The organism is Parathalassolituus penaei (assembly GCF_026626885.1).
GTDB lineage: Bacteria > Pseudomonadota > Gammaproteobacteria > Pseudomonadales > Oceanobacteraceae > Oceanobacter > Oceanobacter penaei.
Genome location: NZ_JAPNOA010000026.1, coordinates 41604 through 67484 on the forward strand (window position 1 = coordinate 41604; position 25881 = coordinate 67484).

General features: G+C 55.3%; 26 protein-coding genes and 1 tRNA gene. 16 read left to right on the plus strand and 11 right to left on the minus strand.

Annotation, left to right across the window (positions count from 1 at the left end; genetic code table 11):
* Positions 1–2: 2 nt before the first annotated feature.
* Both OUO13_RS09205 and OUO13_RS09210 read right to left on the minus strand, forming a co-directional pair.
* Positions 3–452, minus strand: a complete 450-nt coding sequence (locus OUO13_RS09205) for an NUDIX hydrolase (protein WP_283173584.1) — start codon at positions 450–452, stop codon at positions 3–5.
* A gap of 53 nt (positions 453–505) precedes the next feature.
* Positions 506–1153: a pseudouridine synthase gene (locus tag OUO13_RS09210; protein ID WP_283173585.1), complete on the minus strand. Its 648-nt coding sequence runs from the start codon at positions 1151–1153 to the stop codon at positions 506–508.
* A 247-nt stretch (positions 1154–1400) separates the two neighbouring features.
* Here OUO13_RS09210 and OUO13_RS09215 point away from each other — a divergent pair, with 247 nt between their 5' ends.
* Positions 1401–3632: an NADP-dependent isocitrate dehydrogenase gene (locus OUO13_RS09215; RefSeq protein WP_283173586.1), complete on the plus strand. Its 2232-nt coding sequence runs from the start codon at positions 1401–1403 to the stop codon at positions 3630–3632.
* A 511-nt stretch (positions 3633–4143) separates the two neighbouring features.
* On the opposite strand, the gene cspD is transcribed toward OUO13_RS09215, so the two are convergent.
* A complete protein-coding gene (gene cspD / locus OUO13_RS09220; RefSeq protein ID WP_283173587.1) occupies positions 4144–4404 on the minus strand; it encodes a cold shock domain-containing protein CspD in 261 nt (86 codons plus the stop codon).
* A gap of 194 nt (positions 4405–4598) precedes the next feature.
* Between cspD and clpS the strand changes: the two genes are divergently transcribed.
* The gene (gene clpS, locus OUO13_RS09225; RefSeq protein WP_428982329.1) at positions 4599–4928 is read left to right on the plus strand and encodes an ATP-dependent Clp protease adapter ClpS; all 330 of its coding nucleotides are present in this window, start codon (positions 4599–4601) and stop codon (positions 4926–4928) included.
* Positions 4929–4939: 11 nt separating this feature from the next.
* Complete coding sequence (gene clpA / locus OUO13_RS09230; RefSeq protein WP_283173588.1) at positions 4940–7201, plus strand: ATP-dependent Clp protease ATP-binding subunit ClpA; 2262 nt, start codon at positions 4940–4942, stop codon at positions 7199–7201.
* A 30-nt stretch (positions 7202–7231) separates the two neighbouring features.
* Here the strand turns inward: clpA and infA are convergent, their stop codons facing one another.
* From infA to aat, 3 genes are all read right to left on the minus strand, one after another.
* The gene (gene infA / locus OUO13_RS09235) at positions 7232–7450 is read right to left on the minus strand and encodes a translation initiation factor IF-1 (RefSeq protein WP_283173589.1); all 219 of its coding nucleotides are present in this window, start codon (positions 7448–7450) and stop codon (positions 7232–7234) included.
* Between the two features lie 76 nt (positions 7451–7526).
* On the minus strand, positions 7527–8219 hold the full coding sequence (locus OUO13_RS09240; RefSeq protein WP_283173590.1) for an arginyltransferase: 693 nt from the start codon (positions 8217–8219) through the stop codon (positions 7527–7529).
* On the minus strand, positions 8216–8833 hold the full coding sequence (aat, locus tag OUO13_RS09245; RefSeq protein WP_283173591.1) for a leucyl/phenylalanyl-tRNA--protein transferase: 618 nt from the start codon (positions 8831–8833) through the stop codon (positions 8216–8218). Before aat ends, OUO13_RS09240 begins: the two co-directional genes overlap by 4 nt.
* A 199-nt stretch (positions 8834–9032) precedes the next feature.
* Here aat and OUO13_RS09250 point away from each other — a divergent pair, with 199 nt between their 5' ends.
* From OUO13_RS09250 to cysG, 6 genes are all read left to right on the plus strand, one after another.
* Positions 9033–12248 carry a DNA translocase FtsK gene (locus OUO13_RS09250; protein WP_283173592.1) on the plus strand — a complete coding sequence of 1072 codons (3216 nt, stop codon included), beginning with the start codon at positions 9033–9035 and terminating at the stop codon, positions 12246–12248.
* 71 nt (positions 12249–12319) lie between these two features.
* Positions 12320–12949: an outer membrane lipoprotein periplasmic chaperone LolA gene (gene lolA / locus OUO13_RS09255; RefSeq protein ID WP_283173593.1), complete on the plus strand. Its 630-nt coding sequence runs from the start codon at positions 12320–12322 to the stop codon at positions 12947–12949.
* Positions 12950–13004: 55 nt separating this feature from the next.
* Entirely contained in the window at positions 13005–14303 is a 1299-nt protein-coding gene (locus tag OUO13_RS09260) for a replication-associated recombination protein A (protein WP_283173711.1), read from the plus strand.
* The gene (gene crcB, locus OUO13_RS09265) at positions 14300–14686 is read left to right on the plus strand and encodes a fluoride efflux transporter CrcB (protein ID WP_283173594.1); all 387 of its coding nucleotides are present in this window, start codon (positions 14300–14302) and stop codon (positions 14684–14686) included. Before OUO13_RS09260 ends, crcB begins: the two co-directional genes overlap by 4 nt.
* Before the next feature lie 61 nt (positions 14687–14747).
* On the plus strand, positions 14748–16031 hold the full coding sequence (gene serS, locus OUO13_RS09270) for a serine--tRNA ligase (protein ID WP_283173595.1): 1284 nt from the start codon (positions 14748–14750) through the stop codon (positions 16029–16031).
* Complete coding sequence (gene cysG / locus OUO13_RS09275; RefSeq protein WP_283173596.1) at positions 16028–17398, plus strand: siroheme synthase CysG; 1371 nt, start codon at positions 16028–16030, stop codon at positions 17396–17398. The genes serS and cysG overlap by 4 nt, the downstream gene beginning before the upstream one ends.
* Before the next feature lie 146 nt (positions 17399–17544).
* Here cysG and OUO13_RS09280 read toward each other — a convergent pair whose 3' ends face one another.
* From OUO13_RS09280 to tusD, 5 genes are read right to left on the minus strand one after another with little or no spacing between them, the layout of a single operon-like run.
* Positions 17545–18516, minus strand: coding sequence for a glycosyl transferase family protein (locus OUO13_RS09280; protein WP_283173597.1), 972 nt, complete (start codon positions 18514–18516; stop codon positions 17545–17547).
* Positions 18513–18827, minus strand: coding sequence for a TusE/DsrC/DsvC family sulfur relay protein (locus OUO13_RS09285; protein WP_283173598.1), 315 nt, complete (start codon positions 18825–18827; stop codon positions 18513–18515). Before OUO13_RS09285 ends, OUO13_RS09280 begins: the two co-directional genes overlap by 4 nt.
* A 1-nt stretch (position 18828) precedes the next feature.
* Positions 18829–19089, minus strand: coding sequence for a hypothetical protein (locus OUO13_RS09290; RefSeq protein ID WP_283173599.1), 261 nt, complete (start codon positions 19087–19089; stop codon positions 18829–18831).
* A 2-nt stretch (positions 19090–19091) separates the two neighbouring features.
* The gene (locus OUO13_RS09295) at positions 19092–19439 is read right to left on the minus strand and encodes a DsrE family protein (protein ID WP_283173600.1); all 348 of its coding nucleotides are present in this window, start codon (positions 19437–19439) and stop codon (positions 19092–19094) included.
* Positions 19440–19448: 9 nt separating this feature from the next.
* Complete coding sequence (tusD, locus tag OUO13_RS09300) at positions 19449–19838, minus strand: sulfurtransferase complex subunit TusD (protein WP_283173601.1); 390 nt, start codon at positions 19836–19838, stop codon at positions 19449–19451.
* Positions 19839–19985: 147 nt separating this feature from the next.
* Here tusD and OUO13_RS09305 point away from each other — a divergent pair.
* From OUO13_RS09305 to OUO13_RS09335, 7 genes are all read left to right on the plus strand, one after another.
* A tRNA-Ser gene (locus OUO13_RS09305) sits at positions 19986–20075 on the plus strand.
* A 187-nt stretch (positions 20076–20262) separates the two neighbouring features.
* The gene (locus OUO13_RS09310) at positions 20263–21054 is read left to right on the plus strand and encodes an aspartate dehydrogenase (protein WP_283173602.1); all 792 of its coding nucleotides are present in this window, start codon (positions 20263–20265) and stop codon (positions 21052–21054) included.
* A gap of 276 nt (positions 21055–21330) precedes the next feature.
* Entirely contained in the window at positions 21331–21717 is a 387-nt protein-coding gene (locus OUO13_RS09315) for a CRISPR-associated protein Csx16 (RefSeq protein ID WP_283173603.1), read from the plus strand.
* A gap of 312 nt (positions 21718–22029) precedes the next feature.
* Positions 22030–24048 (plus strand): 3'-5' exonuclease, encoded by a 2019-nt coding sequence (locus OUO13_RS09320; RefSeq protein ID WP_283173604.1) that lies wholly within the window; start codon positions 22030–22032, stop codon positions 24046–24048.
* Positions 24049–24142: 94 nt separating this feature from the next.
* Positions 24143–24754, plus strand: coding sequence for an adenylyl-sulfate kinase (gene cysC, locus OUO13_RS09325; protein WP_283173605.1), 612 nt, complete (start codon positions 24143–24145; stop codon positions 24752–24754).
* 53 nt (positions 24755–24807) lie between these two features.
* Complete coding sequence (locus OUO13_RS09330; protein WP_283173606.1) at positions 24808–25413, plus strand: hypothetical protein; 606 nt, start codon at positions 24808–24810, stop codon at positions 25411–25413.
* A 287-nt stretch (positions 25414–25700) separates the two neighbouring features.
* Positions 25701–25856 (plus strand): hypothetical protein, encoded by a 156-nt coding sequence (locus tag OUO13_RS09335; protein ID WP_283173607.1) that lies wholly within the window; start codon positions 25701–25703, stop codon positions 25854–25856.
* The last annotated feature ends 25 nt before the right edge of the window (positions 25857–25881 follow it).

Sequence of the window (25881 nt, forward strand, 5' to 3'; positions counted from 1 at the left end):
ATTCAGGGGTGCTCAACAATCAGATTCAGCGGGTACTGGCGGCCTGAGAGGTAGTCTTCCACACAGGTCAGTACCATTTGGCTACGAAGATGCGGGCAAGTGCGCAGTTCTTCAATGGTCATCCAGCGCGGACCAACAATACCGTTATCCAGCACGGCGTTTTCGATTTCATGGTCGACGCTCGCGCTGAAGCAGTAACGGTGATAAGTGATGCCATTGGATGGCGCGGTATAGGTGTACAGGCCTACCAGAGCGGTAGGGGTAACCATCCAGCCGGTTTCTTCCAGCGTTTCGCGGCAGGCAGCATCAAGAATGCGCTCGCCTTCTTCAATGTGGCCTGCAGGCTGGTTAATAACGGCCTGGCCGTTGATGGTTTCTTCTACCATCAGGAAACGGCCGTCTTTTTCCACGATGGTGGCGACGGTAGCGTGTGGTGTCCAGCGAGTTTGCATGACAGCTCCAGACTGATCGAAGCGGCAGATAGTAAACGATGGCGCCAGTTGCCTCAATTCGGCCGCCGTCGAGCTGGACGAGTGGGAAGGTTGCCTGTCGGACGTTTTGATTGTGATGGCCGTTGCTGATTGTTGCGATTACGGCGCGGTGTGGCAGGCATGTGAATTTCTTCCGAGCGCCATTCGCCTGGCTTCAGGTCGCCCAGTGACCATGGTCCGATGGCGGCGCGCACCAGTCGTAGTGTCGGGTGGCCGATATGGGCGGTCATGCGCCGTACCTGTCGATTGCGGCCTTCGCTGATGCGAATCTCCAGCCAGCTCAGACTATCATTGTTGCGCTGACGCACCGGTGGGTTGCGTGGCCATAGTGCTGGTTCTTCAATTCTGCGAACCTGTGCGGGTCGGGTCGGGCCGTCATTCAGGGTAACGCCACGACGCAGATTTTCCAGGCTCTCATCTGACGGAATGCCTTCTACCTGTACCCAGTAGGTTTTTTCCATTTTATTGTCGGGATTGGCGATTCTGGCCTGAAGCTGCCCATTATCTGTGAGCAGAAGTAATCCTTCCGAGTCATAATCCAGCCGCCCGGCGGGGTATACTCCTGGTCTATCGACGAAAGTAGCGAGTGTGGCTCGTCCGTTGGTATCGGTAAACTGGGTGAGCACGTTAAAAGGTTTGTTTAAAAGAATAATAAGTGCCATCAATGTGTCTGCTTTGTAAGAAAACTACTCAACCCTTGGTCTAGCTTGCATTTTCTGTAGAAAAACTACAAATTATGCGCCGTTTTCAGAATGGAAGGCCGCCGGGGAGGGCAGTTTTCCGGCGTTTACAGGTAAGCCCTGCGAACGTCTCGTATCAATCGGAGTCCATCAAAAGTACAACTGCCAAAAGCGGTGATTCAGGATTCCGGCGCTATAGCCAATTCAGCATTATGCAACAGGAGTAAGAATGTCTACTGCCAATCCCACTATTGTTTACACCTGGACCGACGAAGCCCCTGCGCTTGCGACCTATTCTTTACTCCCGATGATCCAGGCTTTCGCCAAGCCTGCCGGTGTTGACGTAGAAACCCGTGACATTTCCCTTGCTGGCCGTATCCTGGCCCAATTCCCTGAGTTCCTGACCGAAGAACAGCGTCAATCTGACGACCTGTCTGAACTGGGGCAGCTGGCCACTCGTCCGGAAGCGAACATTATCAAGCTGCCGAACATCTCTGCTTCCATTCCGCAGATCGTTGCAGCTGTGAAAGAACTGCAGGCCAAAGGTTACAACCTGCCTGACTACCCGGCTGATCCACAAACCGCCGAAGAAAAAGACATTCAGGCTCGTTTCGACAAGGTTAAAGGTTCTGCGGTTAACCCTGTTCTGCGTGAAGGTAACTCCGACCGTCGTGCGCCACTGTCTGTTAAAGAATACGCACGCAAGAACCCACACTCCATGGGTGAATGGTCTGCTGATTCCAAGTCACACGTTGCTCACATGGAAGACGGTGACTTCTACGGTAGCGAATTGTCCGTAACCATCCCGGCTGCTACCTCTGTCAACATCGAACTGACCGACACTGATGGCAACGTCAAGGTTCTGAAAAAGAACCTGGCCCTGCTGGAAGGCGAAATCATCGACGCTTCCCGCATGAGCCGCGCCAAACTGCGCGAGTTCCTGGAAAAGGCCATCTCCGAAGCCAAAGACGAAGGCATTCTGCTGTCTCTGCACCTGAAAGCCACCATGATGAAGGTTTCTGACCCGATCATGTTCGGCCACGCAGTGACTGTGTTCTTCAAAGACGTATTCGCCAAGCACGGTGACACCTTCGCCAAGCTGGGTGTGGATGTACGTAACGGTCTGGGTGATGTTTACGCCAAGATCCAGTCTCTGCCAGAAGCAGAGCGTGCTGCGATCGAAGCGGACATCAAAGCTGCTTACGAAACTCGCCCAGCACTGGCGATGGTTAACTCCGACAAGGGTATCACCAACCTGCACGTGCCGAACGACGTAATCGTTGACGCTTCCATGCCTGCCATGATCCGTTCTTCTGGTCGTATGTGGGGCGCTGATGGTCAGCTGCACGATTCCAAAGCCGTTATTCCGGATCGTTGCTACGCTGGCATCTACCAGGAAACCATCGAGTTCTGCAAAAAGAATGGTGCATTCGACCCGCGTACCATGGGTTCTGTACCAAACGTAGGTCTGATGGCTCAGAAAGCCGAAGAATACGGTTCACACGACAAGACTTTCGAAATCCCTGCTAACGGCACCGTACGCGTAATCGACGCTGCTGGTAACGTTCTGATGGAACACGCTGTTGAGCAAGGCGATATCTGGCGCATGTGTCAGACCAAAGATGCTGCTATCCAGGATTGGGTGAAGCTGGCGGTAACTCGTGCTCGTGCGACTGGTGTTCCTGCTGTGTTCTGGCTGGATGCTAACCGTGGTCACGATGCTCAGGTAATTGCCAAGGTTGAGAAATACCTGGCGAATCACAACACCGAAGGTCTGGAACTGCCGGTGATGGAACCACGTGCTGCGATCCGTTACTCTCTGGAGCGCATCAAGGACGGTCTGGATACTATCTCTGTAACCGGTAACGTACTGCGTGACTACCTGACTGACCTGTTCCCGATCATGGAGCTGGGCACTTCTGCCAAGATGCTGTCTATCGTTCCTCTGATGAACGGCGGCGGCATGTTTGAGACTGGTGCGGGCGGTTCTGCTCCAAAGCACGTTGAACAGCTGATCAAAGAGAACTACCTGCGTTGGGATTCTCTGGGTGAGTTCATGGCTCTGGCTGCTTCTCTGGAGCATCTGTCAGGCTTCGCCAACAACCCTAAAGCGGCTGTTCTGGGTAAGGCTCTGGACGTTGCTACTGGTAAACTGCTGGATAACAACAAGTCACCAGCTCGTAAGCTGGGCAGCATCGACAACCGTGGCTCTCACTTCTACTTGGCCATGTACTGGGCTCAGGCAATGGCTGCCCAGGATGAAGACGCTGAACTGAAAGCGGCTTTCACTCCTGTTGCTGCTACCATGACCGAAAACGAACAGAAGATTCTGGGCGAGCTGACTGCCGTTCAGGGTCAGACTGTTGATATCGGTGGTTACTACAAGGTAGATGCTGCCAAGGCAACTGTCGTAATGCGTCCAAGCGCTACTCTGAACAGCATCATCGACAGCATCGCCTGATCCCTGATTTGCTCTGAGTAGTTAAAAAGCCACCCTCGGGTGGCTTTTTTATTGTCTTTTATCGTGTGCTGACGGCAGGCGGCGGAAGTTGCCCGGGTAACCGCTGGCTGAAAGGGGGGGCTCCTGGCAGACGTTGGGATTGTCAGGAGAACTCTGAATAACTCTGCACAATTCCGCGCGACTGCTGCAGAGCGTGTGAGCGGGCATCAAGTGAGGGGGCTGGGTGTGTTGCAATGTTGTCTGCGAGGGTTCTGGGGCGCTTGAACGACCGTGCGAGGGAGTGATGCGGTTGGTAACGGTGGTTCTGTTCGGCTGGTTGGGGTGGAGTGCTGGTCTGCTTTTATATGTGACTGTCGGGGTGGTCCGTAACGAGACAGATAATTTGTACGGATTTTGATCTGGTACGAGGTAACGTTAGGTAAGTGTGCGAAACGGGCTGGAACAGTTTGTTGCTCCAGCGTTGTGAAATGAGAATTGTTTTGGATGTTTTTTGCCCAGATCCAATGCCAGATCAACTGGCATTGCTTTCGTTAACAGCCTTTTCGTTTTCGTTTGAATTGGCCGCTACGTCAAGTGCGCGAATGTTGATGGCATGAGTACCTTTGTCGCTCGGGCGCGTATCGAATTGGACTGGCTGGCCAGCTTTCAGTGTGCGGTAGCCATCCATCTGAATGGTGGAATAGTGAGCAAACAGGTCTTCGTTGCTGTCATCTGCCTGGATGAATCCGTATCCTTTGGCGTTATTGAACCATTTAACTTTCCCGGTCTTCATCGTTGCTTGCCTCCCTGATTAACGCCCCGAACGTAATGTTGGGCCCGTCTGAACGATAGCGGCAATACAGTACGCGTGGGGGGTAAGGTCGTCAAGCGGCTAGAGCATTGCTCAGGGCGGCGGTATGATGGGGTTCCCTTTTTGAACCCCTTGTGACTATGTACGTGACTTCCAAATCTCAACTAGACTTGAACATGAGCCATGAATCAGGTCCGGGCGATGGTCAGGGTGGCCTGGCGGTCGAAAACGCCAAACCAGCCCTCAAACGCCCATCCATGTATCGTGTCATCATGATGAATGACGATTACACGCCCATGGAGTTTGTTGTCGAAGTGCTGCAACGCTTCTTCGGCAAAAACCTGGAACAGGCAACAGATATCATGTTGACGGTTCACACCAGGGGGAGCGCGGTTTGCGCCATCTATACTCGCGATGTCGCTGAAACCAAAGCCGCTCTCGTGAATCAATATGCAAGAGATAGCCAGCATCCATTGCTGTGCGAGGTTGCACCAGCAGATGATTAGGGGGACCTGCAATGCTGAACAAAGAGTTGGAGCTGACGCTCAACGAGGCCTTCAAGGCCGCTCGCTCAAAGCGGCATGAGTTCATGACAGTCGAGCACCTGTTGCTCGCTCTGCTGGATAACGAAGCGGCTTCCGCCGTTCTCGGTGCCTGCGGTGCAGACGTTGCCCGCCTGCGCAAGGAACTCACTGACTTTGTCGATGCTACTACGCCGCTGATTCCTGAGATTGATCAGGAGCGCGAAACCCAACCAACCCTCGGCTTTCAGCGTGTGCTGCAGCGTGCCGTGTTCCATGTACAGTCCTCAGGCAAGGCCGAAGTAACCGGTGCCAACGTACTGGTTGCCATTTTCAGCGAACAGGAAAGCCAGGCGGTTTATTTCCTCAAGCAGCAGAACATTGCTCGTATTGATGTGGTGAATTACATCTCCCACGGCATTTCCAAAGTTAACGGTCCTGAGGAAGGTGCTGCCCACAAGCCGTCTGAGCAAAATGACGAAGATGGTGACAATGTGGCCGGTAGTGCACTCGAAGGTTATGCCACCAATCTCAATCGTGTTGCTCGTGAAGGCAAGATTGATCCGCTGATTGGTCGTGATGACGAAGTCAGTCGTCTGATCCAGATTCTGTCCCGTCGTCGCAAGAACAACCCGCTGCTGGTGGGTGATTCCGGTGTTGGCAAGACGGCCATTGTGGAAGGTCTGGCCAAGCGTATCGTTGATGGCGAAGTGCCTGAGATCATTCAGGACGCAGTGGTGTACAGTCTCGACATGGGGGCGTTGCTGGCCGGTACCAAATACCGCGGCGACTTCGAGAAACGTCTGAAAGCGCTGCTGGCAGAACTTAAACGCCAGACTCACGGCATTCTGTTTATCGACGAAATCCACACCATCATTGGTGCGGGTGCAGCCTCTGGCGGCGTAATGGATGCCAGTAACCTGCTGAAGCCAATGCTGAGCTCTGGTGAGATTCGTTGCATCGGCTCCACAACCTTCACCGAATTCCGTGGCATCTTCGAAAAAGACAGCGCCCTGACCCGTCGTTTCCAGAAAATCGACGTTCTGGCTCCGTCGGTTGAAGACACCTACCGGATTCTGAAAGGTCTGAAAACCAAGTTTGAAGACCACCATAATGTTCGTTACACCGATAAGGCCCTGCGTGCCGCGGCGGAGCTGTCCGATCGTTACATCACTGACCGCAACCTGCCTGACAAGGCAATTGACGTGATTGATGAAGTGGGTGCGCTGCAGCAGCTGCTGCCAGTCAGCAAACGCAAGAAGCAGATTAACGTGCCTGAAATCGAGCAGGTAATTGCGGCGATTGCCCGTATTCCGCCCAAAACGGTTTCTGCGGATGACAAGGAGTTGCTGTTCAAGCTGGAAGACAAGCTGGGCATGGTAGTGTTTGGTCAGAACGAAGCGATCCAGACCCTGTCGACGGCGATCAAGATGTCTCGTGCTGGTCTCAGCTCACCGGAAAAACCAATTGGTTCTTTCCTGTTTGCTGGCCCTACTGGTGTGGGTAAAACTGAGGTGTCCCGTCAGCTGGCCAAGGTGATGGGGATGGAGTTGATCCGCTTCGATATGTCGGAGTACATGGAGCGTCATACTGTGTCCCGTCTGATTGGTGCGCCTCCAGGGTATGTTGGTTACGATCAGGGTGGCCTGCTCACTGAAGCGGTGAACAAGACTCCACACTGTGTGCTGCTGCTCGACGAAATCGAAAAAGCTCACCCGGAAGTGTTCAACATCCTGCTGCAGGTGATGGACCACGGTACGCTGACCGATAACAACGGCCGCAAGACTGACTTCCGTAACGTGATTCTGATTATGACCACCAACGCCGGTGCCGAACGTATGAGTCGCTCCAGTATTGGTTTCACTCACCAGGATCACACCACTGATGGCGCAGAAGAGTTGAAGAAGGTGTTTACACCGGAATTCCGCAACCGTCTGGACGCAGTTGTGCAGTTTGCGCCGCTGGGTCGTGACACCATTCTGCATGTGGTCGACAAGTTTGTTGCAGAGTTGCAAGGTCAGCTCGACGACAAGCGAGTCACTCTGAACGTCAGTGATGAAGCTCGCTTGTGGTTGGCTGAGCACGGTTACGACGAAAAAATGGGCGCTCGCCCAATGGCTCGTCTCGTGCAAGAAAAGATCAAAAAGCCACTCGCCGAAAAGATCCTGTTCGGTGAACTCTCACACGGTGGAGATGTTCAGGTGCTTGTTGAAGAGAAAGAACTGGCGCTTCATGTGCCAGAGGCAGTACCAGCCTGATAAGGCTGGTTACTTACCTGCCGGGACGCCTTAGCGTGCCCGGTAGGTGATACGACCTTTGCTCAGGTCATAGGGAGTCAGCTCAACCTTGACCTTGTCGCCAGTCAGAATGCGGATGTAGTTTTTGCGCATTTTGCCAGAGATGTGAGCAGTAACCACGTGGCCGTTATCCAGCTTAACGCGGAACATGGTGTTAGGCAGGGTATCAATTACCTCACCTTCCATTTCAATATGATCGTCTTTCGCCATTCGTCACCTGTTTAGGGAATATACAGAGCGGGCGCATTCTGCCTGACTTCTCTGCAATAATCAAAGTTTGGGGAAATTATTTGCGCTGCCAGCGGTTATCTATCAGATATTCCATCGGCTGGTATGCTTCCTTGTATTCCATTTTGCTGCATCCTTCGACCCAGTATCCGAGATAGTGCCACGGTAAATCCAGGCCCTGGCATATCTGGGTCAGGCGCAGAATCATGTAGCTGCCAGGTGACAAGCCATCCAGATCCGGATCGAAAAAACAATAGACCGATGACAGACCATCGCCAAGCAGGTCAAACACGAGAACGGCAGCTACGTCCGGGCCGTTTCTGGCCACCAGGAAACGTGTGTTGTCAAAGTGCTGACACAGAAAGTCCTGATATTGCTCCGGGCTTGGTGGGTACATGCTGCCATCGCTGTGGCGCATACTGATATAGCGTTCGTAAAGGAGGTAATGCTCCATTGAGGGTTTTTCAACCGTCAGTTGCCAATGCTTCAGAGCTTTCAGGGTGCGTTTGAAACGGCGCTTCATCACAAATTCATTGATCGCGACGCGTACCGATACGCAGGCCTGACAGTTTGGACAATCCGGCCGGTACAGGCTCAGGCCGCTGCGCCGAAAGCCGTTCAGGCTCAGTTGGGTCAGCAATTCCATGTCGGGTACAATTTCCGGGTCAACGTAAAGGCTGACAGCTTCGCGGCCGACGATATAACCACAGGGGTGAGTGTTTTTGGGCCGAAACAGCATGATTCGGGTCATGATGGCAGTCCACGCAATAACAGGGCTGGAAGAGGGGTAGGTGATGGGCCGTTGACGGCTATCCGCAAGTGTTGTTCGAACTCATGGCGGGGTAATTCAACCAACCCGAAGCGCGACAGGTGGTCGGTTCGCATTTGACAGTCAATAATACGTATACCGCTGTTGAATAGTTCTGGTGCAGCCAGCGCAAATGCCAGCTTGGAGCTGTTGCTGATGCGCGAAAACATTGATTCACCGAAAAATGCTAGTCCAATACGCACACCATAAAAACCACCGCACAACTCGCCCTCGGGAGTCCAGCATTCGACACTGATGGCGTAACCGGCGTGGTGCAGGTCCGAGTAGGCTTGCTGCATTTCTGGTTGTATCCAGGTGCTGCCGTCCTGTTCTTCGTGGGTGCTGGCGCAGCCGGTCATGACGTCGGCAAAGGCGAGATTGCAGGTAAAGGTAAGGGCTGTGCGATTCAGTTCCTTGCGAATTGTGCGAGGAACACGGAAGGTGGCGGGCAAAATGACGGCACGCGGCGCTGGGCTCCACCACAGGCGTGGATCACCGTCGGAATGCCAGGGGAAAATGCCGCGTCGATAGGCTGCATGCAGCCATGCGGGGGACATGCCCCCACCTACGGCCAGCAGTCCGTTGGGTTCTTGCAGAGCGCGTCTGGTATCCGGGAAGTCCGGGACGCTATTGTCATCCAACCACTCTATCATCGTACAGCCGTGATAAACTTCTTAACAAACAGGTATACAGGGTACTGAATTGTCCAGAGGATCCGCTAGAGCTGACGCGAAAGAAAGCGTGCCAGCATTAACAATGGCCAATTGGGGCAAAGGACACGACGTGGCGGTGCTGCTCTCGGCGCTGGGCACGTTGTTGTTGTTAATGGCAATGTTGTCCTACACACCACAGGATGGAGGATGGTCGTCGGCGTCCGGTGCTAGCGTGCGTAATGCCGTTGGGGTGCTGGGGGCCGGTGTCGCCGATCTGCTGGTGCATGCCTTCGGCTATCTGGCCTACATTGTACCTTTTATGGTGCTGCTGAAGTTGTGGCTTCTCTACCGTCGTCGCCAGACCGCCAGTAACTGGGTCTGGAGTCTGCGACTGCTGGGTATTCTTTACATCATGGCATCCGCCTGCGGTATTGCTGAGCTCAGCATCTGGGATGGCAAGGACTTGCCAATGGGTGCTGGTGGCATGCTGGGCATGGCGGTGGCGGCCTCTGTTGGTTATCTGCTGGGGCTGGCGGGCACGGTTGTGACTCTGGTTGTGCTCATGGCGCTTGGCCTGATGTTGTTTCTTGAGTTCTCCTGGCTCGAGTTCTTCGAAGATCTCGGCGAGCGTGTTGACCGGTTTATGAATCGTCGCCGCGCGGCGGCCGAGCTGGCTGAGCGTCGTGCCGAAGATGCCGATGTGCCGTTATTTATTCCGGATAACGAAGGCCCGATGTCGATTCCTGTTCCGCCGGTGGTGAGTGAATCGATAATGGATGTGCCGGTGGCTGGTGGTCGTGGGCGCAAGCCTGCCAGCAGCCAGTCATACAGCACCCCTGCGGCGGATGCTCCGTTTACAGCATTCGATCCTCAGCCTGCTCAGGAACGTTTCAGTGCCGTTGATGACGAGGCTCCCAGGGCGCCTGTGGTTGAGCGTCGTTCGACTTCTCGTCACATTGAACCTGGGTTTGGTGATCTCGATAGCCTGCTGCACTCTGAGTCTGATGATTCGGAGCTGCCTATAGATCCCGTTGCAAATCGGTCAGCTCCTGCTCGGGAGTTTGTCCGCAAACCTGAGCGTGCGTCTGAACCAAAAGTTGTACCGATTATTCGTGCCGAAGGTAATTTGCGTTCAGCCAGTCATTATCCGGAAGCAGACAGTGTCCGCGACGACACGGTAACTGCTCGTGTGGACGCCTCGACCATGCCGGTTATGCCGCGTCCGGTGGTTTCTGATCCTTCCCTGTTTCGCAGTACCTATCAAACGGTAGGGCAGCGCACACATGGCATGAACACTGTGCCGGAAGTCAGTGAAGCTGTTGATATTCCAGTACTGGATTCTCGGCCTGATCCTGTGTGGCGGGTGGAACCAGAGGAATCGCCAGTGTCACACGCCCAAGTGTCACACACGCCGGTTGCGCCTGCTGCACCTGCTGAAAATCTGTTTACCGCAACCGATGATGAAGACGACGATATTCTGCCGTGGGTGAGTGAACCTGTGTCGCGCCCATCCTCTCAGTCGGCTCCGGTGCATACCGCGCCGCCAGAGCCAGTTGCAGCGCCACAAGCAGTTGCACAGCCAAACGTTTCTCCAGCAGCCGTTTCCCATGCGCCAGCAGCGGCTTCTGTGGGTGGATTTGCGTCAACAAGACCATTGGCTTCCCTGCCGGATGACGATGATTACGACGATCTGCCGTTCGATCTGGATGAGCCTGCACCTGCTGCATCCGCTCCGGTTGCTCCTGCGGTGCCAATTCAGCCGCTGGAAAAACGTGATTCCGGTATGAGCGAACGTGCGCTGCGCGACATGAAAGTCGGGGCAGCCAATTTATCGCCGCTGCCGTCTATTACAGTGCTGGATCCGCCGCGTAAAGACAAAAAAGGTGGCTTTACCGAAGAGCGCCTGCAAGAGCTATCGCGTTTGCTGGTGCAAAAATTGGCCGACTTTGGCGTCAAGATTGAGGTCACGGCGGTTGCACCGGGCCCGGTGATTACCCGGTTTGAGATTCAGCCGGCGCCGGGTGTGAAAGCCAGCAAGATCACCAACCTGGCCAAAGACCTGGCTCGCTCGCTGGCGATGGTCAGTGTGCGGGTGGTGGAAGTGATTCCGGGCAAATCAGTGATGGGTATCGAAGTGCCAAACGAAGACCGTGCCGTGGTTTCGCTGTTTGAGGTGCTGTCATCGACCGAGTTTGAAAACATGCACTCGCCGCTGACACTGGCATTGGGTCATGACATTGGTGGCAGTCCGGTGATTACCGATCTGGCCAAAATGCCGCATTTGCTGGTGGCCGGTACCACCGGCTCCGGTAAATCGGTGGGTGTAAACGCCATGATTCTGAGTATGTTGTTCAAGGCCACGCCTGAGCAGCTGCGAATGATCATGGTTGACCCGAAGATGCTGGAATTGTCGGTGTATGAAGGGATTCCACACCTGCTTACGCCGGTGATTACCGATATGAAAGAAGCCGCTAACGGCCTGCGCTGGTCGGTGGCGGAAATGGAACGTCGTTACCAGCTGCTGGCGGCAGTCGGTGTGCGTAACATTGCCAGTTATAACCGCAAGGTTCAGGAAGCCATTGATGCCGGTGAGCCAATGCTGGACCCAACCTGGCAGTTGCATCTGTCGTATGACACTACGCCGCGCACCCTGAAGCCCCTGCCGTATATCGTGATTGTGATCGACGAATTTGCCGACATGATGATGATGGTCGGCAAAAAGGTAGAAGAGCTGATCGCTCGTATTGCCCAGAAAGCCCGTGCCGCCGGTATTCATATGATTCTGGCGACCCAGCGGCCGTCGGTGGATGTGATCACCGGTCTGATCAAGGCGAATATTCCGACCCGTATTTCGTTCCAGGTATCGTCACGGATCGACTCCCGTACCATTCTGGATCAGGGTGGGGCGGAACAGTTGCTGGGTCACGGTGACATGCTGTACATGCCACCGGGGCTGGCATTGCCGGAGCGTGTGCACGGTGCCTTTGTGGACGACGATGAAGTGCATCGCCTGGTCGCCGAATGGAAGCTGCGCGGTGAGCCGGATTATCTGGAAGAAATTGTCCAGACCGGCGAAGAAGGTGCTGCACCCGCTGTGGGCGAGGGGGGTGACGAGCAGGATGAACTTTTCGACGAGGCCGTTGCCTTTGTAACATCCACGGGCAAGTGCTCAACCTCGTCGGTTCAGCGTAAATTGCGGATTGGCTACAACCGGGCGGCACGTCTGGTCGATGCCATGGAAGCCGCAGGCGTAGTGTCAGCTCCGGCACACAATGGTGCTCGTGAGGTGCTGGCGCCACCCCCGCCTGATCTGCGATGATGCGCGCCGTCTGAATATTCTTCCGGGCCGGTGTATTCACCGGCCTTTGTTTGTTAATCCATCGGATTTTTATGAAATACAAGGCCTTTCTGATTCTGCTGCTGGCTTCCTGTCAGGCGCTGGCGCAAAACACCGCTCTCGATAATTTTGTGTCCCGTATCCGGGGCGTTACCAACCTGCAGGGTGACTTCACCCAGACCGTCAAAGACGCGGGTGGTCGTGTGATTCAGACCACCAAAGGTCTGATGCTGGTGGCAACACCGGGCAAGCTGCGCTGGGAAACCCAGCCACCGTTCCAGCAACTGGTGGTATCCGACGGTAAAGACCTGTGGGTGTACGACCGCGACCTCGAACAGGTAACCGTACGCGAGCTGGATCAGGACGTACAAGGCACTCCGGCCCTGCTGCTGAGTGGTCGTGCTGGCGATATCGAAAACAACTTCCAGGTTGGTGAAGCGGAAGTCGGCTTTACCCAGGTGTTCCATCTGGTGGCACGTGACAAGAGTCAGCTGTTTGAAAGTCTCGATTTCGTATACGAAGGCAAGCGTCTGGTGCGTATGCGTATTCACGACACGACCGGTCAGAGCACTGAAATTGCCTTCTCCAACGTGCTGGTGAACGAACTGATTGGCGATCACCTGTTCCAGTTTGAAGCCCCGGAAGGGGTGGATGTGATTGACGCCCGTGCCACCGCCAAGTGATCTGTTTGGTGCCACAGGAAGTGGCCAGCCAGCCTGGGAGCCATTGGCGGCGCGTATGCGCCCTCGCACCCTTGATCAATACATCGGCCAGTCACAGGTGATTGGTCCGGGCACGGCGTTGCGTCGTGCCCTTGATGCCGGACAGCTGCACTCTCTGATTTTCTGGGGGCCGCCGGGCGTGGGGAAAACCACACTGGCGCAGTTGATTGCCGGTTCTGTTGATGCGGCGTTTATTACCCTCAGTGCGGTGATGGCGGGTGTGCGTGAGATTCGCGAAGCGGTCGAGCGCGCCAAACAGAACCGTGTAATGGGACGCAAAACCGTCCTGTTTATCGATGAAGTTCATCGCTTCAACAAAAGCCAGCAAGACGCTTTTTTGCCCCATGTCGAAGACGGCACCCTGCTGTTTATTGGTGCTACCACCGAAAACCCGTCGTTTGAACTGAATAACGCCTTGCTCAGCCGTGCCCGTGTTTACGTATTGCGCAGCCTCAGTGAGGCCGAACTGCTACAGGTATTGCAGCAAGCCCTGCAGGTATTGCAAACCGAAGACGGACTGACGGTGCAGCTTGAAACCGGTGTGCTCGAATATCTGGCCGAAATGGCCGATGGTGATGCCCGGCGGGCGCTGAATAATCTCGAATTTGCCCTGCAAATGGCCGTTAATGGTGTGCTGAACAAGGCTGCTGTGCAGCAGCTGGTGGTGCGTCAGGGGCGGCGTTTTGATAAAGGCGGTGAAGCCTTTTACGACCAGATTTCCGCCATGCACAAATCCGTGCGCGGCTCCGATCCGGATGCGGCTTTGTATTGGCTGGTGCGTATGCTGGATGGTGGCTGTGATCCGTTATATCTGGCGCGGCGTATTGTGCGGATGGCCAGCGAAGATATTGGTAATGCCGATCCGCGCGCCGTCAGTCTGTGTATGACGGCCTGGGATGTGCAGGAACGTCTGGGCAGCCCGGAAGGCGAGCTGGCACTGGCGCAGGCCGTGGTGTATCTCGCCTCTGCACCGAAAAGTAATGCCGTCTACAAAGCCTATAACGAAGCGCGGGCGCTGGTGGCCAGTCAGCCGGGTTATGACGTTCCCCTGCATTTGCGTAATGCGCCAACCCGCCTGATGAAAGAGCTGGATTACGGCGCGGAATATCGATACGCCCACGATGAGCCGGGCGCTTTTGCCGCTGGTGAAAACTATTTCCCGCCAGAACTCGCCGATTTGCGGTTGTATCACCCCAGCGGTCGTGGGTTGGAAGAAAAAATTGCACGCAAGCTCGATCATTTGCGTGAACTTAACCAACAATCGGACCGCCAGCGATATCCTGGTGGGCCGCAGGAGCAGGATATACCGTCATGAGTCTGTTATGGATCGCCACCGGTGGTGCTATTGGTGCAGTTTGCCGCTTCTGGGTTGCCAGCAGCATATTCCAGTGGATGGGCAAACCCTTTCCGTATGGCACGCTGTCGGTGAACCTGATAGGCTCTTTTCTGATTGGTATCGCCTACGTATTGCTGGTTCAGCAACAATGGGGCTCTGAACACTACAAGCAACTGGCGATGGTCGGGTTCCTCGGAGCTTTTACGACCTTTTCCACGTTTTCGCTGGAAAGCGTTACGCTGTTGCAACAGGAGCGCTGGATGGCATTTCTGGCCTACACCGGCTCCAGTCTGTTTGGATGTCTGGCCGCAACCGCAGCCGGCATTTACCTGACCAATTTATTGACCAAGGGAAGTGTCTGATTGCTCGGGCAATTGGATAATTGCCTGCACTTTCCTCTGACAAGCACTGGTATAGAGAAACATGCTCGATATTAAATTTATTCGCGATAACCTGGATACTGTGGCGGCTGCGCTGGCCAAAAAGAAATTCGAACTGGATGTAGCCAGTTTCCAGCAGATGGATGAAACCCGCAAATCCGCTCTGACCCGTGCCCAGTCCCTGCAGGCTGAAAAGAAAAAAGCCTCCAAGCAGATCGGTATGCTGATCGGCCAGGGTATGTCTCCGGACGAAGCCAAAGCCCAGGTGATGGGTGGTATTGATTCCGACATTACCGTTGCTGAGCAGGAAGCGCGTGATGCTGAAAACGCTCTGCGCACCTATTTGCTGAGTGTGCCAAACCTGCCGCACGCCGATGTACCGGAAGGCAAAAGCGAAGACGACAACCGTGAAGTGCTGAAGTGGGGCACTCCGCGTGAGTTCAGCTTTGCACCAAAAGATCACGTGGATGTGGCTGAACCGCTGGGCATGAGCTTTGACGCCGGTGCTCGTGTTGCCGGCTCCCGCTTTGTAGCCCTGAGCGGCCAGATCGCCCGTATGCACCGCGCCCTGACCCAGTTCATGCTCGACACTCACACGCTGGAACACGGTTACGAAGAAACCTACGTACCGTACCTGGTGAACCGTGACGCCCTGGAAGGCACCGGTCAGCTGCCAAAGTTCGAAGAAGACCTGTTCCGTATTCCGCAAGCCCAGGGTGACAAGGACCTGTTCCTGATCCCGACCGCTGAAGTGCCGGTTACCAACCTGCTGCGTGATGCCGTATACGACGGCGCGCTGCCGCTGAAAAAAGTGGCTCACACCCCGTGCTTCCGCTCTGAAGCGGGCAGCTACGGTCGTGATACGCGTGGCATGATCCGTCAGCACCAGTTCGACAAGGTTGAGCTGGTTCAGTTTGTAGCGGCTGGCACCAGCGAAGCGGCTCTGGAAGAGCTGACTGGCCATGCAGAAGCTATTCTTCAGAAACTGGGTCTGCCATACCGCAAAGTGGTTCTGTGTGGTGGTGACCTCGGTTTCTCGGCTGCCAAGACCTACGACCTTGAAGTGTGGCTGCCAGGTCAGCAGAAATACCGCGAAATTTCTTCTTGCAGTAACTTCCTGGATTACCAGGCTCGTCGTATGCAGGCGCGCTGGCGTAACCCGGAAACCGGCAAGCCAGAACTGCTGCACACCCTCAACGGTTCCGGTCTGGCGGTTGGTCGTACCCTGGTTGCTATCCTGGAAAACTACCAGCAGGAAGATGGCAGCGTAGTGGTGCCAGAAGTACTGCGCCCGTACATGGGTGGTCTTGAGGTAATTGGTGCATGATGACTCTGCCGCTGGTATTCCGTGCTGATGCCCGTCCTTTTGTTGTGGTCGGCGCCGGTCAGATCGGTACTCGCAAGATTCATACGCTGGTAAAAGCAGGTGCTCAGCTAACGGTGATTGCACCGCACGTTGACGCTTCCGTGCAGGCTCTGGTGGATTCCGGAGCGGTGAGCTGGCAGGCACGTGCCGCCAGCGCCACGGATACTTTTGCCGCCGGATCGATGCTGGTGCTGGCGACCGACGATGAAGCACTGAACACCGCACTGGCCGAGTCGGCCCGCCAGGCTGGTTGCCTGGTCTGCCGGGTTGATCGCACCGATGACAACGATTTTGCATTCCCGGCGGTGATCGACCGTTCGCCGGTGCTGGTGTCGATTTCCAGTAGTGGCAGTTCTCCGGCTCTGACTCGTCATTTGCGTCAGCGTCTCGAGGCTTACCTGCCACCGGAATACAGCGACCTTGGCCATATGGTGGATGGTCTGCGCGACAAGGTAAAAAACAGCCTGGCAGCGCCATTACGCGCCGCGTTCTGGCGTCAGTTCATGCGCAGCAATGTGCCGGAACTGGTGCTGGCGCGTCAGCAAGATCGCGCCAATGCATTGGCTGAACAGATGCTGGCGGGTGAAACCCCGGCGATGGGCGAGGTGTATCTGGTGGGTGCTGGTCCTGGTGACCCGGACCTGCTGACCTTCCGCGCCCTGCGTCTGATCCAGTCCGCCGATGTGGTGGTGTACGACCGTCTGGTTGGCCCGGGCATCATGGCGTTGATCGCCGAAGATGCCGAGAAAATCTACGTCGGCAAGGCCATGAGCAATCATTCCGTGCCGCAGGATCAGATCAACCGTTTGCTGGCCGATGAGGCCATGAAAGGCAAACGAGTACTGCGCCTGAAGGGTGGTGATCCGTTTATTTTTGGCCGTGGTGGTGAGGAAATCGAACTGCTGGCTGAATACGGTGTGCCATTTCAGGTGGTGCCGGGTATTACCGCTGCCAGTGGTTGTGCGGCGTACGCCGGTATTCCGCTGACCCATCGTGACCACGCCCAGAGCGTACGCTTTGTTACCGGTCACCTGAAAGATGACAGTCATGATCTGCCGTGGGCTGAGCTGATTCACCCGCAACAGACTCTGGTGATCTACATGGGCCTGAGCGCTATTCGTGTGATCTGCGAACAGCTGATTGCACATGGCATGTCACCGGAAACTCCGATTGCGCTGGTGGAAAAAGGCACTCTGCCAGATCAGAAAGTGCACGTCGGCACGCTGGCCACCATGCCAACGCAGGTGGAAGGCAAAACCATTCATGCGCCAACACTGACCATTGTTGGTTCTGTGGTTACTCTGCACGACAAGCTGGCCTGGCGATAAGCCGGGCTTCTGAGCCAGACCCGGCGCTCAAACGCCGGGTGCAAGACCCGAAAAGCACCAAACAAAAAGCCCTGTTATGCGATGGCATAACAGGGCTTTTTTGTTGGCAGGTTCGCCGGACACCGGTTGGGCTGGTTTGGGCGCGATTACAAGCGGCTGCGGTCGCGGTTGTTCCAGGCTTCGGTGCACTCGGCAATAAAGGTATCAATATCGGCACTGCGGCGAATGGTTACCAGCGCCAGCGCGGCAGTGTTAATAACGGCCAGACGCGCGTATTCACTGTCCAGCTCACCACGCCAGAATTGGCGCAATAAATCGGTGCCGATACCTTCCGGCTTGTCTTCGTAATGGCTCTTGAGGTTTTCGATGACCAGATTGCCGGACTCACCGTTCAGGTGCCATGAGGCTTTGACGGCGCGCTCCGGGTTAACCTCGAACTCACCACCTTCACCTTTCATGACCAGCATATTGCCACCGGTCAGGGCTGCGCCGCCGACGTGGGTAACGCTGTAGTTCGGGTGGAACACCCCCTGCACACTGGCCACACCTTGTGGTGCCAGGGTTTTCAGAATGGTGTTGATAGGCGAACGCACACCCAGAATTGCCTTCAGCGACAACCAGCGTTGCAGCTGTGGATTCAGCTCATCACAGGGCAGATAGCAGAGTGATGGTGCCGATTCGATGTCAGCCATTTTGATTGCAGGCAACCCCAGCTCCGCAAATACCTCGTGCAGGTACATACGGCCTTCGGTATGCGCCAGGCTGCCGTGGAACAGAATGCGATACCCCATGCTGTTCAGCAGCAGAGCCGACAACAGGCACCAGAATGGCTGGCGGCGTTTGCCCGCGTAGCTTGGCCACACCAGATCAAACGGCACGTTGTCTGGCCAGCTTTTGTTGATGGCGGTGGCGAAGCCGGCCAGTTCCTCCGGGCTCTCTTCTTTTACCCGCATCAGCATCAGAATGGCACCCAGCTGCTCGGGATGGAAATCACCGGCCAGCATGTGGCTCATGGTGAATTCGGCTTCTTCAAAGGTCATGCTACGGCTGGCATTTTTGCCGCGCGCCAGAATACGCACGTATTCGGCCAAAACATGTTTTTCAGGAACGTTACTCACAGGCAGTTCTCCGGGCGGGGCAGTCCCGCAATCTTGGCAGCCAGCTTGGCCGGGCTGCCGGGAAACAGGGTTAACAGATAAATGCTGCCAGCCTTGTCGGCACCCAATTCCTGTTTGATGTATTTGCTGAGTGGGCGCATGGCGGGCGACACCTCGAACTCCGCATAAAACCGCTTCAGGCAGTGCAGGATTTCCCAATGGGCGTCGGTCAGTTCAATGCCTTCCGATTGTGCCAGCCAGCTGGCTACCTCGGGTGACCAGTCGTCCAGATTGGCCAGAAATCCGTCCGGAGTCAGGGCAGGGTGGCTCATATCAGTACCAGGTTAATGTGCGTGTACACGACAGGGTCAGTTCGACCCATTCGGCATCGGTGACACCAATCGCCGTGGTGGGCATATTTTCGATCAGGCCACGAACCTCGGCATCCTTGATGCGATATCGGGCAAAGCGGCTGAACGAAGGCAGCAGATATAACGCATCGCCGACAAACAGGAATTCATCACCTTCACTGCTCAGGCTACTGGCCTGGCTCAGGCGTTCCGGGCTTGGGCTGGAAATAATATGCAAGGTCATGGTTACAGCCCCATACAGAACTGCTGGCGCGACACCAGCTCACGGATAGCATCCGGCTCCAGTTCGCGAGCCACAGAATTGATCAGGCGTTTGTCGAGCTGCAACGCCTCGAGATCGGTGCGGCTGTAATACACCGCCTCACAATCATATATAGGAAGCGCATTCACCAGCTTGCTCGGCGACTTGCCGCCCGGTTTGCGCTCTTGCTGGTGGTTGATCAGCCACAGCAGACCCGCGCCAATAAACAGCAGGCTCACCTGGTGGTCAAAAGCACCCATCGCCAGTGCCAGCTCTATCGCTTCCAGATCCGCCGACGGCGCGTTACGGATCACAATCAGTGCATCGGCCATAAACTGCTCTTAAAACTCGATAATGCGGTCGGAATCGTTCATGGCTTCCGCCATATCGCCCAGACCACTCAGATTAAAACCGGCTGCCAGCGTTGCGCCAGCATGCTCGTAACGATCATTTTCTGCCTGATCCAGCAGGCCGCGACGAATCGAATTGGCAATGCATACCTGCAGCGGAAAGCCCAGCTCGCTGGCCAGCTCGTTCCACATTTGATGAACCGGCGGCTGGCCCTGAATCGGAGTCTGGCGATCGTTGGCGCACAATACCGCATCACGGTAGAAAAACACGCGCTGGATCTTGTGGCCAGCGGCATGGGCCGCGCGGGCGAAGTCCATTGCCTGCCAGTGGCTGTGGGTAATAAAAGGAGATTGGGTAACAAACAGGGTAAAGGTTGCCATACACACGCCGGCCTTGGGCCGTCCTGACAAAAACTGCCGCCATCATAGGAGCGAAGCCCCCTTATTTCCAGTCAGAGCAGTTGAATGCGATTTTTGTAATAAAAAGTGTTGACACCCAAAAAATAACGAGTAATATACGCGGCAGTTGGAGGGATGGCAGAGTGGTTGAATGCACCGGTCTTGAAAACCGGCGTCGGTTAATCCCGATCTAGGGTTCGAATCCCTATCCCTCCGCCAAAACAATAAAACCCCGTGATCGCAAGATCACGGGGTTTTTTGTTTTACGGCGTTTGCTACGGGTTCTTCCGGCCGGTGGCGAAATTCCCCGGCCGTTACCTGCCTGCCACAATTCCTGCATAACACTATGCTTTGATGGTCCGTTGCGACTGGCGCAGTTTTTCTTTGGCGTGTTCACGAGGCACAGATGAAACAGCTTATGTTGATCGGCTTTGGCGCAATGGCCGAAGAAGTGCTGGCACATATGCCGGCGGAACTGGTATTGCGCTGGGTAGTGGTCACGGAACGCAGTCGTAACCGTGTCCGCGCCTTGCTGCCGCCGTCGGTTGCGGTGGTAACCCGTATCGCCGAGTGCACCGGCAAACCGGATCTGGTGCTGGAGTGTGCCGGTCAGCCGGGCGTGCGCGCCCATGGTGTCGATGTGCTGGCGCGTGGTTGGGATCTGGCGGTGATTTCGGTTGGTGCCCTTGCCGATGCTGAACTGGCGGATCGTTTGCACGCAGCGGCGGCCACTGGGCGTTCACGACTGCATGCGTTGTCGGGGGCAGTTGCTGGCATTGATGGCCTGGCCGCAGCGCGTGAAGGTGGCCTCGATGAAGTGTTGTATACCTCTCGTAAAAGCCCGGCCAGCTGGCGCGGCAGTGCGGCGGAACAGATGGTATGCCTTGATACCATTGCCGAACCATATGTGTTTTTCCGTGGCAGTGCTCGCGAAGCGGCGTTGGCGTTTCCCGCCAACGCCAACGTTGCTGCCACCATCGCCCTGGCGGGCTTGGGACTCGATAAAACCCGTGTGCAGCTGATGGTCGATCCCGGGATTTCCACCAACCAGCATCGGATTCATGCCAGCGGTCGGTTTGGTGAAATGAATATCGAACTCTGTGGTATGCCACTGGAGCGTAATCCGAAAACCTCAACGCTGGCGGCCTTGAGTGTGGTGCGTGCCTGCCGGCAGGCGGTATCATCGGTGGTGATTTGAACGCCGATCGGCGTTCAGGCCGTTGATCAATTCCTTTGCAATGTTGGCTCGGAATCTGCTCCCGGGTTTTCATGATCATTTAAGCATCCTGCTCGTATCGTTCTGCTTCATCCCCGGCTGAACACATTTTCTGCCCGACGTCATACGTCGCAATTCTGACCCAAAATACTCGCGAAGTTGCTAGCTGGCTTGTCCTACGGCTCGGTGATCAATTTTCCATGATGGGTGCAAACGTCTGATTAATCAGGACGATGGTCAGGTGGTTGTGGTGTATGGATGTTCCACAAGCAGGGAGCGCGGCAAGGATGCCAATTACAAAAAAATCAAAAGAATTCAGGTGATATGAGCAGAGCCATCATCGTGTCGAATCAAGCCGCCTGTGTGCGCTGGTTAATGTTAAATCTGTCTCGGGTTGACGATGTGTGGGATGAATTTGACGAAACCGGGTTGCTCGCGGGCGATTGTGTCTATGGCAATTTGAGTCTGGAGAATATCGAATCGCTGATTGGTCGAGGTGTTCGTTATTTCCAGATCCGTTTTGGCAATGGACGATATTTTCGGGATCAACCGCTGGATGATCGTGCCTGGAGCGATTTGCAGCCGGAGTTGGTGGAATTTGGTCTTGCTCATTTTGCACGGCCAGCGCCTCATTGGTTGGGGTGAATTGGCCTCTGCTGTCCTATCTGGCTTATGTCGGCTGTTCTGGCTGTTTAAGTTTGTTTCTTCAGGTCTTTAATCAATTTTCAGCTTCACTACCTCTGTCATAATGCGACACGCTTCTCGTTGTGGCGTGGCCGGTATCGGCCAGATAGTGACTTTGGCGCTTCTGGCTATTGGCAACCGTTACGCCAGCTGTTTTCTGCGCCCGCTTCGGTTACAAGGGCGTCAGTTTTCCTGATCTGCGTCTGCTTTTTTGTGATTACAGGATGTTGTTGATGTGTGTTTGCCTCGTTCTGACGGCTGCCGGAGTGTGTGGTGGCTGAAGTTATTCCTGCTCTGACTCGTGAAGTGCTGACCCGGATGACCTCCGGTGAGAAGCGGTTTGCCCAGCGTCTGAAAGATCTGCTCGAAGATGACTACCTGTGCTGGTACGACATTCCCATTGGGCGCAAGCGGCGTTACGCCGATTTTGTGATCCTGCATCCGCAGCGTGGTTTGCTGTTTCTGGAAGTGAAGGACTGGAAACCGTCCACCCTCAAGCGCCTGAACAAACACACGGCCAGCCTGCTGATTGCGGATCGCCTGCACGAGGTGGCCAATCCGCTGGAGCAGGCCCGCCAGTACATGCTGGAAACCATCAATGTGCTGACCCGTGATCCGCAGCTGGTGCAAGAGGGCGCTTTTGCGGGCAAGTTGTGTATGCCGTATGGCTGGGGTGTGGTGTTAACCAATATTACTCGCGCCCAGATGGAAGCCTGCACAACCCAGGAGCAGCGCGACAGTGTGCTGCCTGATCATCTGGTGATTTACCGCGATGAGATGCTGGAAAACACCGATCCGGAGGAGTTCCAGCAACGCCTGTGGGGCATGTTTAATCATTGTTTTGGTGCTCGTTTGTCGGTGCCGCAGATCGACCGGGTACGTTGGCATATGTTTCCGGAAGTTCGTATCGATGTGCAGCAACATGAGTTGTTTGGCCCGGACCTGGATGATCTGCCAGAGTTTGACGACGAGCCCGATGAACTGGATGAATCCGATGCGGTTGAAGTCGCCGACGATGACGTGGCAGGCAGCCGTATTAAAAAGAACGGTGGTGAACCGGGCGGTGATCTGGTGCTGTCGATGCCAGCCCGTAAGACCAGCAAAAAACTCCGCAACCGGCAGTTGCTGGAGAAACTCCCCGATATTGTGAAAATTCTGGATATCCAGCAGGAGCAGCTGGCGCGCAGCCTGGGAGCTGGGCATCGGGTGATTCACGGCGTGGCCGGTTCCGGTAAAACCCTGATTCTCGGGTATCGCTGTGAGCTGCTGGCCCATACCACCAGCAAACCGATTCTGGTGCTGTGTTTTAACATCACCCTGGCGCGCAAGTTAAACGCCATGATGGCCAGTCGTGGCCTGACCGAGCGTGTGCAGGCGTTGCATTTTCACGACTGGATCGGCCGTCAGTTACGCACTTATCAGGTCAGTGTGAATTACGACTCGGGCAAGGTGTGGGAACAGCAAGTGGCGGCGGTGATTCGTGCGGTCGATTTTGGCCAAATTCCGCGTGCCCAGTACGGCGCGGTGCTGATTGATGAAGGACACGATTTTGAGGCCGACTGGCTGCGGCTGGTGGTGCAGATGGTCGATCCGGAATCCGACTCGTTACTGCTGCTGTACGACGATGCCCAGAGTATTTACCGCAAGAAAAGTGGCATGAGTTTCAGTCTGTCGAGTGTAGGGATCAAAGCTCAGGGACGCACCACGGTGCTGCGCCTGAATTATCGCAATACCCGCGAGATTCTGGATTTCTCCTATCGGTTTGCCAGCAAGTACATCGCCAGTCATGACGGCGATGATGACCATGTGCCATTACTCGCGCCGGAGGCGGCGGGTAATCACGGCCCGTTGCCGCATCTGGAAATCTGCCAGGACTGGCTGGGCGAAATGAAAGCCTGCGCCAACCAGCTGCTGGCCTGGCGCGAGCAGGGGCTGCGCTGGAATGAAATGGCGGTGTTGTATGTGCATGGTGTGCAGGGTGAACGTCTGGGGCGTTACCTGCGTATGGAGCACAACCTGCCGGTGAACTGGCTGGGTAGCTCGACGTACAAAAAGCAGTACAACCCATTGGCCGACAGTATTGCCATTATGCCGATACCGTCGAGCAAGGGGCTGGAGTTTCCGGCGGTGATGGTGATGGGGGGTGGTGATTTTGATTGCAGTGACGAGCAAATCAATAACAGTGCCCGCACTCTGTATGTGGGGCTGACCCGCGCCCAGAAATACCTCAGCGTCAGCTGGTCGGCCGAAACCGAACTCACCCGTCGTATGGCGGAGGTGATGGCGAGCTGATTCCAGGTGGGGGCTTCGCGGATAAAGTACCCGGCACAGGCTTTCTGCCGGTGAAGTGGACTGCTACTGTTTCGACAGGGATATCGGAGGTTTTATGCCGCAGACGCATCTTCATTGGCACCATCACCCGGTTCAGCAATCACAGCGCGCAGCCATGAAAGGCCAGCGCGCGTTTGTGTTGTGGTTCACCGGGCTGAGTGGTTCGGGTAAATCCAGTATTGCCGGTGCGGTGGAGTGTCTGCTGGCTGAGCGTGGCAGGCACACCTATCTGCTCGATGGCGACAATGTTCGTTATGGCTTGTGTGCCGATCTTGGCTTCAGTCGCGCGGATCGCACCGAAAATATCCGCCGGGTTGGTGAAGTCGCCAGTCTGATGGTCGATGCCGGGCTGATTGTGCTGGCGGCGTTTATTTCACCTGAGCGCGCGCAGCGTAAGAACGTGCGCCAGCGACTGCCAGCCGGACAGTTTATTGAAGTGTTTGTGGATGTGCCGTTGCCGGTGTGTGAATCCCGCGATGTCAAAGGGCTGTATCAGAAAGCCCGTGCCGGATTAATCATCGACTTTACCGGCGTGCACAGTGGTTACGAAGCGCCGGAAAATCCGGAAATCGTGATCCGGAATCACCAGATTGATATCGATGCCGCCGCCGCGCAGGTGCTGGATTATCTGCAGCGGGAGGGGTATCTGGATCGTTCGGATATTTGATTGATACTCTGTGCATCTGATGTATGCAAAGCGGTTGTTGCCAGGGAGGCGTGATGTTTGTTCATTATTACGATGCAGAAAATGTCGGGTTGGCGGGGCTGGATAAAATAGCCCTGACCTTGCAAGACAGGATGTTCGTATTCAGTCGTGTTGCAACGCTGGCCCACACGGGTGTTCATCCTTCGATTGTCTGTTTTCGCGAGTATCCTTTGGGGCCTGATCAGGCCGACTTCTACATTATTGGCCATCTGGCCAGTCTGCTTGCCCATGCCAGCCCGGCTGAACGCAAGGTTCTGAAATGTGTACTGCATTCGCGGGATCGCGCCTTGTGTCAGGCATTCCAGTTTCAATGCGAGCTGGCCGGGGTGAGTGGCAGCACGTTGGTATCGACGGACGACGCCGAAAAGAGCATTACCGAACAAGTCGAGGCAAAGCAAAAGGCACTGCCGGTGGCCAATACGGGTGCGAAACCCGCTTCGGCGGAGCAGGATCTTGGGCAGAAAATGCTGAAACTACTGGATGCGCCGAAAACTTTTGCTGAGTTGACCAAGGCGTTGAAGCTGAATGCCAAGGATGTGAATCCATGTTTCGCTAAACTGGCCAAAGCAGGTGTTATCAAGCGTCAGTCACAGTCGAAAAAACATTGGGTCAAAGCCTGAGCGCAAGATGATCTTCCAAACCTGGCAGCGACTTTTTCCGTCGCTGCTCTCCGTAATATCTCCTGTATCCCAAACAGGAGGTTTTTCATGTATCCACCACGCTCTGGCCAATACATTCTTTATACCTGCCCCCATTGTGGTTATCAGACCAAGGGGCCGCATTTTGGATGTATTTTGATGCCCAGGTATTGCCCTGAATGCAAATCCGGTGCGCAGATGGAACAGCGAGTGTGTGAGCGTCGAACTCTGATTGAGCGCTTGCTGGACAAGCTCGGGAAGAAATTCTGATGCTGGTGGTGCGTTTGCTGCTGGGTATGCTGGTATTACTGGCGCTGCTGTTGGGGCCGGGGCTGATGCTGTTGCTGATCGCGGTGAAGGTGTTGGCCGCGATTTTCCCGTTGCTGGTGGTGGTTGGTGTGGTTGGCTGGCTGGTGGAGCAGTAGTTCGGGGGGTTAATAGCCGACGTTG